Origin of the sequence: Acinetobacter schindleri CIP 107287, assembly GCF_000368625.1 — a bacterium.
In the GTDB taxonomy this organism is placed as follows: domain Bacteria; phylum Pseudomonadota; class Gammaproteobacteria; order Pseudomonadales; family Moraxellaceae; genus Acinetobacter; species Acinetobacter schindleri.
On sequence record NZ_KB849582.1, the window covers coordinates 1 to 3,072 of the forward strand.

A 3,072-nucleotide genomic window follows, 5' to 3' on the forward strand; every position below is an offset into this window, starting at 1 on the left:
TAAGGCAATATTGTCTAAACTCGTAATCCTGATGTCGTTTACGATATGCTCCCAGGACTTCTTTTTAGCTCGTTCAGAACCAAACTCACAGCCACAATAAACGCAACGCTGATCACGTTCTAAAACCAAATCTTCAATGTCTTTAGGTATTCCCCATGCGTTAGGCATGATCAAAATTCTCCATTCTCATTAAATGTATCATTGCACTATACCCAAAATAGAAATTCTCAATTAGCGAATCAACCTATCAAAATACTAATTTAGTAAATTAAATAATAAAAAATAGTTTAAAATCTCACTTTTTATTATTATACTTATAAAAATAAGTCTATATGATAATCTGAATTGAACATGACAACACGTATTTACGTTCGAGCAAGCACAAAAGAACAAGATGCAGAACGAGCTTTGGATGACTTGGTAAACTTTTCTAAGGGCTATTCAGAAACTTATGTTCCGTATATCGAAAACTATTCAGGTACTGAGTTAGATCGTCCTGCACTCACTCGCTTGCTTGATGAAGCACAACAAGGTGACATTCTGCTAGTTGAAGCAGTTGACCGATTATCGAGACTTTCTCAAGATGACTTTGAAACACTAAAGGAACGGATTAAGGCTAAAGGACTACGCTTGATTGTTGCCGATCTACCAACAACACACACTGATAAAATGGATGGGATAACAGGCGATATCATGCGTGTTGTGAATGGCATGTTGATTGACTTATTAGCGACTATGGCTCGCCTTGATAATGACAAGAGACGAGAACGTATTAAACAGGGTTTAGAGCGTTCAGGATATAAACCTACTGGTAAGAAAGCTGATACAACCAAGCACGAACGCATCAAGGCGATGTTAGCAACAGGTGCAATGACGAAAGAGGAAGTAGCCAAAGCTGTTGGATGTGGTGTAGCGACTGTTTACCGAGTGGCGAAAGGTACTTAATGTTCAAGATATTTTAAAATCATATCAGCTCAATATTTTGGGTACTGTCCGAGCGTTAAGCACCGAGTACACAAATCCGAGTTATTTTGGAGGGGGGAAAGGTTAGACAAACCCCCTCCCGTTCTTAGCACTTACTGCAAAATTAAAATTTAATATCAGATTTCTAATCAGGGCGTGCGTTTATCAATAAAATGGAACAATACAGAAAACAGTTAGAAGTCATAATTTAACACGCCATATTTACGCCTGAAATCTCGCTGTTACGATTTTAAGTCGCTAGATGATGTTACCCTACCTTAATGACTTAAACTCGCTTAAAACGCAAAATATCGCATTCTGATGGGGTGTGGAATATTCAGAGGATAATTTTATTTTGATTGGCATTATGGTACAAATACAGCAGACATGAAAAAGCCCGTATATCTTCCCTCGCCAAAGTTTAGATATACAGGCTCAAATTCTTTAGAAAACGCTTACGCATCTTCTGCTGTTGATAATACAGAAGTCGTTAGCATTTGCAAACAGGTACGTTAGCAATGCACTACCAAATAACAGCTTTAGAACAAATATCAGACAAGTTCCCTAACAAACCTTACTGCTCAGATGATCTTTCGTATGGCGTTAAGGTACGCCCCAAAGCTATCGCTTTACTTAAGCGGTATATTCAAATCAATCATCCCTACTACACTAACTTTCTTATCTTTGATTTAGACAGCTCAACGGCGTACATTGATCTGTTCTACGAGTTCGTAGGCGTACCAACACCAAACCTTATCATCGAGAATCCTATCAATGGTCATGCTCATTACATCTACCAACTTGCAACACCGATCTACTGCACTGATGCAAGCAAACCAAAGCCAATCCAATACGGTCATGCAGTTTACACAGCACTACGGGAAGTTCTGAAAGCTGACAAGGGTTATACAGGCTTAATAACCAAGAATGCCTTGCATGAACACTGGAGAACGCATCTGCTCCGTGAAGAACCTTACACACTAGCACAGCTTGCCGAACGCTTAGACCTAACACAGCACAAGATAACTAAACCCATAGCACCTGATGACGCCGTAGGGCTAGGGCGTAACTGTTGCATCTTTCACACTGTCCGCAAGTGGGCTTATGTTGAAATACGGAAGTACAGAGGAAGCACCTACAACGCATGGCTTCAAGCTGTCGTTGATCGTTGCGTAGCGTTAAATGGTGAGTTCACCTTACCAATGAATTACAACGAAGTTAAGGGCATAGCCAAGAGCATCGCACGTTGGACATGGAAGCGAGATAGCTACTGCTACCAAGAGTTTATTAATCGTCAGTCGATCAAAGGGCGCAAGGGTGGACTGAAAGGTGGAGCAGTAAGATCAGCACAATACCAAGACAAGCGACAGCAAGCACAACAACTGAAAGCCCAGGGACTGAATAACACAGAGATTGCCAAAAAGTTGAAAGTAACACGCATGACAATAGTTCGATGGTTTTCAAAAGGGGTGTAACAGTGAGCCTAAATCAAGCTAATAGCCCGTTAAGGGGGTTTTGTTGTTTCCTGCACTCTTAGCACTATCCAACAAAATATTTAATTTACTTTATTTTTCACGTGAATACTTGACAAATCAGAAAACAGTGATAAGATAGAGCAACTGCGATGCCCGCCCTCTATATTATATATACACTGTTATATAATAATTAATATAATAACTGTTTAAGGTTTACCTTAAACCTTCTTATACCTTATCTGTTAAACCTTAAGTTCTTACTCTACCTGTTCAACACTTACTTAAATTATTAAAGTAGAAAGGAAGAAGAACATAATTAAATCTTATCTGTTACACCTGTTAAGCCCTGTCTAAGATGATGGGGCTTTATTTGTTTTAATTACCTATCATTGCACTATAGGTGAGTTTTTAAGGTTTAATGCGGATTTAACAACATCAGCAATAGTTTCAGAGGTAATGCCTCTCTTTTTAGCATTATTAGAATTAAACCAAGTTACTAAATCTTTACTTCCTTTCGATGCATTACATCCAACACAACATAAGGCAATATTGTCTAAACTCGTAATCCTGATGTCGTTTACGATATGCTCCCAGGACTTCTTTTTAGCTCGTTCAGAACCAAACTCACAGCCAC

General features: G+C 39.0%; 3 protein-coding genes. 2 read left to right on the top strand and 1 reads right to left on the bottom strand.

All coding sequences use genetic code 11. The features are described from left to right. Nucleotides 1-351 precede the first annotated feature (351 nt). Together F955_RS15295 and F955_RS15300 are read left to right on the top strand one after the other, a co-directional pair. Nucleotides 352-945: a recombinase family protein gene (locus F955_RS15295; RefSeq protein WP_004896671.1), complete on the top strand. Its 594-nt coding sequence runs from the start codon at nt 352-354 to the stop codon at nt 943-945. Nucleotides 946-1,481: 536 nt separating this feature from the next. Next, on the top strand, nt 1,482-2,438 hold the full coding sequence (locus F955_RS15300; protein ID WP_004896672.1) for a replication initiation protein: 957 nt from the start codon (nt 1,482-1,484) through the stop codon (nt 2,436-2,438). Between the two features lie 386 nt (nt 2,439-2,824). On the opposite strand, the gene F955_RS16785 is transcribed toward F955_RS15300, so the two are convergent. Continuing rightward, the coding region (locus F955_RS16785; protein ID WP_004896673.1) for a hypothetical protein at nt 2,825-3,072 on the bottom strand (248 nt) is incomplete at its 5' end.

Excerpts from the sequence above, each read along its gene's own strand:
- F955_RS15295 (WP_004896671.1), top strand. The coding sequence starts at position 352 with ATGACAACACGTATTTACGTTCGAGCAAGCACAAAAGAACAAGATGCA.
- F955_RS15300 (WP_004896672.1), top strand. The coding sequence starts at position 1,482 with ATGCACTACCAAATAACAGCTTTAGAACAAATATCAGACAAGTTCCCT.